This is a genomic window from Aeromonas sp. 600724 (genome assembly GCF_049175135.1).
Lineage (GTDB): Bacteria > Pseudomonadota > Gammaproteobacteria > Enterobacterales > Aeromonadaceae > Aeromonas > Aeromonas veronii_A.
In genome coordinates this window covers 1-6307 of sequence record NZ_JAAKUM010000036.1, presented here as the reverse complement: position 1 = coordinate 6307, position 6307 = coordinate 1, and the positions used below count along the sequence as shown (strand labels likewise).

Sequence of the window (6307 nt, the reverse complement as noted above, 5' to 3'; positions counted from 1 at the left end):
GAATTAGCTGGTGTATGTATTGATATTTTCGATACAGGTAGTGGTAAGTTATTTACCAACTCACCATCAGTGGCTTATCTGGATAGCATTGGTAGTAGTGAAACAGATGGTATCTGGATTGAAAATGGAACTGACGGACCAGTTGGTGATTTCTATCAGTTCAATTGGCAAAATGCTAATGCACTGTGCGCTACCTACAACATCAATAATCTTGGAGGGCGAACTAACTGGCGCTTGGCAAACATAATCGAGTTAAGAGATGAGCTATACCATACTTACGGTAATATGTTTACTGCGCGCGGTTGGGCGGCCACCGACTTTTATTGGTCGGCGACCCCTATGTCTTCTTTTTATCGCGTCATGCTCCTTGTCAGCAATTATGAGAGCGGCTTCCCGCCGAGCGAATTAAACTACGCATCCTGCGTCTCGGAGCCTTAAGCTGAGCTATAGTCCTGATTGAAGTGGTGATGGGAAAACAAGGGCGACCAGTTGGTTGCCCTTGTTTTATAAATTGAATGCAAGGCTTGCCTGGTGTGTCCTCTTGGTGCAAATCAGTGCACATGAGGTAGATGAGACGATTTACCCATCGTTATAGCTTGTTGTTTATATTTAACTGGTTGGTTTTTATGCTGAGGAAATATAAATAATGGTTAATATTTTTGATGTTCGGCGCTAGCTGAAGTTTTAATGTCAAACTCAATCGCTCTTTCATCAAGCACCTGTGCAGCGTTAACCGGCGGAATTTTTATGGCATCAGATGATGTCAAACTTGATAATTCGTGGGTATTTATTTGAAAAATCTCAAAATAAATAAGTGCATCAACCATAAAGATAAATAACATAACCGAGAGGCCGTGAGCGGCAATCAAACTGGATAGTATAAATATCACCACCAGGAGGTCTTTTTAATGCTCATTATATGTATGTTTACTGTGTAATAAAATCGACGCAATACATGCCGCATCATTTTGGATAATAAATAACAGGATGCATGACTATGTCATGCATCCTGTTAAATGGTTAAGGGATGACCGGTAATCGCAGCACGTTATTCACTCTCTGGCTCAAGCAAGGCAGCGAAAGTCATGTGAGAATAGCCCTCAACAATTGTCTTCAGATTGGGGGTTGTTTGCACGTGGATATAATACGCAAACATAGCGTCACATGTATATTGATAACACCCCCAAGTCACGACAGTGCCATTGCTTTTTACTGCGCTAAACAGACCACTACGTGCGGAGTAAATGTCTTTTACATCTGTCAGAAGTCCCGACACAAGGCGACTATCACCGCCCCGAAAGGGATTCCCCCACGTGACAACAGAGCCGTCCTCTTTCAGCGCAGCAAAGGCGCTATCATTAGAATATATGGTTTTAACGTTAGTTAGCAGGCGTGAAACCGCAGAGCTATCAGAAGCAGCGCTGTCAGGGCCATGTGGGTTCGTCGAATTCAGGTAGGCGATAGGACCAGCATACCAAGTTACGACGGTGCCATCATTGTTCAGTGCTGCATAGGAGTTCGATAAGGGGCCGGTGACATAAATACGCCTAACGTCAGTTAATGAAGGCACCACACCATTAGGGTCCAAAATTACTTTGAAGTTAGGGTGTTCGGCCAACTCGTCCGGGCGCTTGCCAAGAATAACTTTGCCGTCACTTGTGAGTGCTGCATAACTATATTCGGGGATAGCGGTCACTTGGACGATTTGCTTGCTCGCCGCATTGAGGGGCGTGGGGTCTAGTCCCCAACCAATCCAGGAACCATCATGCTTTAAGGCCAACGCAGACAAGTCAAACGTAAATATGGTCTTTATATCTGTCGCCGCCCCCCCTCGGAGAGTTGGCACCTTTCCCCAAGTTATAGCGGAGCCATCTTTCTTTTGGGCGATAAAAAAAGACTGGCCTCCAAAAACAGCACTGACATCGGTGAGCATATCGGCTACCGAGCTGCTGTCGCCGCCACGTTCTGGGTCACCCCAAGTAACGACAGTGCCATCTTTTTTCAGAGCCGCAAAAGCGTTTAAGTAACCAGGAATTATGTCTATCACACCGGTGAGTTGGTTTGTGACAGCGCTGCTGTTACCGCCATCAATTACATCACCCCAAGTGACAACAGAGCCATCATTTTTGAGCGCAGCGAAAGCCTTCCCGTTGCCGAAGACCGCTTTGACATCAACCAGCTGGTCAGCTACCGAGCCGCTATCTCCACCATTACTTGGGTTGCCCCAAGTCACAACAGTACCATCACCTTTAAGTGCGGCATATGAACGCTGGTTCGCAGTGATAGCCCTCACATCGGTAAGTTGACTCGCAACTGAGATACTATCCGCGGCCCAGCCTATACCCCAAGTGACCACATTTATGGGCGTTTCGGTCACACAAATCACATACAGGCTGCCTGTGGTGTAAGGTGCGGTCACGCCCGTTTTCAGGTTATAAGTGAGATATTCCGCGCCGTTGCTGACGATGTAATCACGCTGCACGGGGTACTTGCTGCGCTCCTGCTCTGTGGCTGGTGTGGTGCGCAGGATGTCGAGCTCTCGCTGGGTGGCCAAGTGGCTGCCTTTGCTGCAATACAAGGAGGCGCTCACTCCTGTCACTGCCCCTATGGTGTTTTTCACGCCATCATCCCAAACCTCTTCAGCGAGAACACCCTTGTTAACCACCTCGCTGTAGAGAGGGGGCGCCAGGTAGGTGACCGTACCCGTATTAATCCCAAGTGACCACATTATGTCGCCCCAGGTTTTGGGGCGCTCATCCGGCCCGACGACCACCTTGATGAGCCCTGTGGCAAAACCTGCCCGGTGGTCACCGACGATATAACTGACGATGTGCTCCCCCGAGGTGTTTGCTGTGAAGGTGAAATGCTTGTTGGTGACCGAGTTCGGGGCTACCGGTACCACTGAGGCGGAATAACTCTGCACCTCTATCAGCTGCCACGCCTCTCCCTCCGGGTCCACGATGTTCAGATTGGGCAGGGTGGCCAGGTCCATGGTCACGGCATGCTGTGCGGTGACCGCATTCCCGGTTTGCGCCTTGTAGTCATATTTGACTTCACCGATGGTGGGGGGCTGATTGGAGGCCTCCGAGATGGTGATGAACAGGGTGCCCAGGACATCTTCGTCAGGCCGGCCAGGGTGCTTGAGAATAAAGACTATGCGGTTCCAGTCTGGCGTATTGGGCGGTGTATAGGTCAACTCATTGCCGCTGGCGGTGACGGTACCTTGTTCCGTCCCTCCCTGCACCTTTAGGGAGGAGGCATCCAGGCTGTAGCCTGCAGGCCAGTCGCTGCCAAGCAGCGTTGCCAGGTTATAAACGGCACTGCCAGTGCCCAACATCAGGGTTTGGGACAGGGGAGGCAGGACCGGTGATGCCACGTTGCTGGTCAACACATAGATGGCCGCCGAGGCATCAGAGTCAGCATTACTCACTGTGTAACTGTACTCACACAAGCCACTTTCGCTGGTCAACTCAACGGTCAGGCCAGACACCACGTTGGCGGCGCCACACCTTTTTTGCTGACTGCTTATCGCCGTCAAGGTGGCGCCCGGACCTCGCGCGAACGCGGATAAATCAAGGCGCGTTGGCACGTTCGGTCGCGCTACACCAAACCCATCAACCGCGCTCACGCGGCCCACGGGGGAGGGGTCATGGGCGTTGCCACTACCGCCACCTTCTTCACCACCGCCACATCCGGACAGTCCCGCGAGCAACAACATGGTCACCATGACGTAATGGGCCCGGCGGCGCCAACCGCCTCTGCGATATTTGTTATGTTCATTCATATGCTTATAACCAAGGCAGCTATTGCGCTTGAGCCATCACACATCTGTGTGCTGTCTGTTTGAGGGATAACGGGAAAAGAAAGTACAGCCAGATGATCGTTTTCCATGTCCAAAAAACCAAAGTTTGTTATCCTGTTCAATGTCCTAGCCATCCAGTGTCACTGTTATTTTCAATGTATGCTTATCACCACACCGCCCAGATAGCTGCGCCATAAATAGAGCGTAATTTACGGTGTTGTCACTGGTGGAACGAACCGTGAAGGGGATCGTTAATGGAAAGAAGCGTGCTGTGGTGGTATCATAGGTGAATTGGAAGGCATCATTCTGTTTTCCTTTCTCCTTTGAGTTGAGCTCTATATTTATTTTTCCAAGATTCTATTGCTTGGGGCTCGTACTTTGCACTCCAACTATTCCACGCTATTTATTGTGGAATGACGGTTTTGTAACGCATGCGCTTTTAATATGCGACATAATCATTCTGAATGAATGTGAAGTTTTAGTTTTTTTGAAATGCTAGAGGGGCGCTATCACCCTTAGCGTTCATGGAGCGTACGGATTAGTTCATGTTACGTTTGAGTGCAAAGCTTTACATAATACCGACCAAGCTATGTAATTACGTGCTCGTTCGCTTCTAATACTGTGCAGTCAATGTGCGTTCTTGGTTTTTCACTTTATTTCACATCTCGAATTGAGTGAGATTGGCTAAATAGCTGTTCCGAATAGTAGATCACCGGAGGGGGGGCTCAGTCGAGTTTACGCGATCTCATTAATCGCCAAACAAAACAAGCCGCTCCCAAAGGACTGAGTTGATGCCTATCCTACCCCCCTGCCACGACCACAACGGCGCTGCATTCACAAAATCATCCATACCACCCGTGATAAAGGGCATGCTCGTCGCTTGATGGCCATCTTGTTGTTACATGAAGGACGCACGGTCACTGAGGTTCAGCACCTTACCGGCGCTGCTCGCTCGAGACCATCGGCCGTTGGCTTCGGTTGTATCGAGATAAAGGTGTGGGGACGTTAGAAACCTTACCGGCTGGCCGTGCCCCGGTCCTACCTGTCGCCAAGATTGTCACCTTACTGTTGCTGCTCATGCAGTTTTCTCCGCAAGATTTTGGTTATCGGCGCCGCCGATGGTTACTTCGTATGGGTATTGTCTGGCGAAGGCCCGTGCCGACCTTACGGATAAAAGACCCGGCCTATCAAGAGAAAATGGCGAATATCGACGCCGCGCTGGCCCGCGGTGATGCCGATAATCCGGTGTTTTATGAGGATGAAGTCGATATAGACCTTAATCCCAAATTAGGGGCCGACTGGATGTTCAGAGCGCAGCAAAAGCGGGTTGTCACACCGGGACAGAACGCCAAACATTACCTGGCAGGCGTTCTCCATGCCGGCCATGGAAGAGTACTTTACGTCAGCGGGATAAAGAAAAACTCATCCCTGTTTATCGCCATGCTGGAAAAGCTGCGTCGCCACTACCAACGAGCCAAAACCATCACACTGATCCTCGATAACTACATCATTCACAAAAGCCAACAGACCGAGCGATGGTTGAAGAAGAACCCCAAGTTTTGCTTGGTGTTCCAGCCAGTTTACAGCCCTTGGGTTAATCACATAGAACGGCTGTGGCACAAGTTACATGAAACCATCACGCGCAATCATCAATGCAGAGGAATGTCCAGCCTGCTGGTCCGAGTGAAACACTTCATGGATACCGTGTCTCTTTTCCCGGGGAATGGCTATGGCACAGCGAAGGTGTAGTACTCTTAGGATCAGTTATTTAGAGCCCACCTAATGATTGAGGATATATTAATCGGCTACATTGTTGATAGGTTGTATATTAAACCCAGTCAATGCACTATGCTAAATTGGTGAATGTAAAGTCACCTTGGCTTGTTCAAATATAGGAACATAATATGAAAAAATATTGCATTGTTGCGATTGCTGGTGTGATGTCCTTACTTACTGCATGCACCCCGTTTAAGCGGCTTCAAAATGAAGAAGAAATCCACAACACAATCAGTGGAAGTTGGACAGTGCTACATGACGGCCATCAAAAAATTGAAAACCTAACGCCCCCTGCTGTCATTAACTTCGAACCGAAAAAAAACAAAATCTCTGGTTTTGATGGCTGCAACAAGTTTAACGGTAGCTATGTGATGGAACAGAGCATTTTGAAGGGTAAGGTAATGTCTACCAAGATGGGCTGCTCTAACCCAGAGGCGAGTAACATTAGTCGCACTATGCAGTCACTCTTGGCTAATGGTGCAGAGGTTGTCTCAGTAAATTTTATGGGGGCAAAAGTGATCATGCTCCGTAATAAAGAAATGAAGCAAGAGTTACGCTTAGGTAATACTGAACAATTATCGAAAGATAAAAAGTAATTTCATGTGAGCTTTCTGCACTAGTGGGAAGAGCACTACCAATATTTTGAGGCCTGTATGTTTTTACGACATCGACTGCGTATTGCCCTGTTACTGTTTGGCTGCCTGACATTACTTGCCGGTTGCCATAAAA

The 6307-nt window shown here is 48.7% G+C and carries 4 protein-coding genes and 1 pseudogene; 3 read left to right on the top strand and 2 right to left on the bottom strand.

Going from position 1 to position 6307, the window contains the following annotated elements:
* Positions 1-438 (top strand): DUF1566 domain-containing protein (locus tag G5168_RS20865; RefSeq protein ID WP_421252682.1); only part of this gene is annotated, 438 nt, incomplete at its 5' end.
* A gap of 212 nt (positions 439-650) precedes the next feature.
* Here G5168_RS20865 and G5168_RS20860 read toward each other — a convergent pair.
* Together G5168_RS20860 and G5168_RS20855 are read right to left on the bottom strand one after the other, a co-directional pair.
* On the bottom strand, positions 651-842 hold the full coding sequence (locus tag G5168_RS20860; RefSeq protein WP_421252681.1) for a hypothetical protein: 192 nt from the start codon (positions 840-842) through the stop codon (positions 651-653).
* A 206-nt stretch (positions 843-1048) separates the two neighbouring features.
* A complete protein-coding gene (locus G5168_RS20855; protein WP_421252680.1) occupies positions 1049-3784 on the bottom strand; it encodes a hypothetical protein in 2736 nt (911 codons plus the stop codon).
* A gap of 826 nt (positions 3785-4610) precedes the next feature.
* Here G5168_RS20855 and G5168_RS20850 point away from each other — a divergent pair.
* Positions 4611-5551, top strand: a pseudogene (locus G5168_RS20850) (IS630 family transposase).
* 155 nt (positions 5552-5706) lie between these two features.
* Positions 5707-6174, top strand: a complete 468-nt coding sequence (locus G5168_RS20845; RefSeq protein ID WP_421252679.1) for an META domain-containing protein — start codon at positions 5707-5709, stop codon at positions 6172-6174.
* The last annotated feature ends 133 nt before the right edge of the window (positions 6175-6307 follow it).

What these genes read in the sequence shown, in the direction of transcription:
- G5168_RS20860 (WP_421252681.1), bottom strand. Translation starts at nt 842, where the DNA reads ATGTTATTTATCTTTATGGTTGATGCACTTATTTATTTTGAGATTTTT.
- G5168_RS20855 (WP_421252680.1), bottom strand. Translation starts at nt 3,784, where the DNA reads ATGAATGAACATAACAAATATCGCAGAGGCGGTTGGCGCCGCCGGGCC.
- G5168_RS20845 (WP_421252679.1), top strand. Translation starts at nt 5,707, where the DNA reads ATGAAAAAATATTGCATTGTTGCGATTGCTGGTGTGATGTCCTTACTT.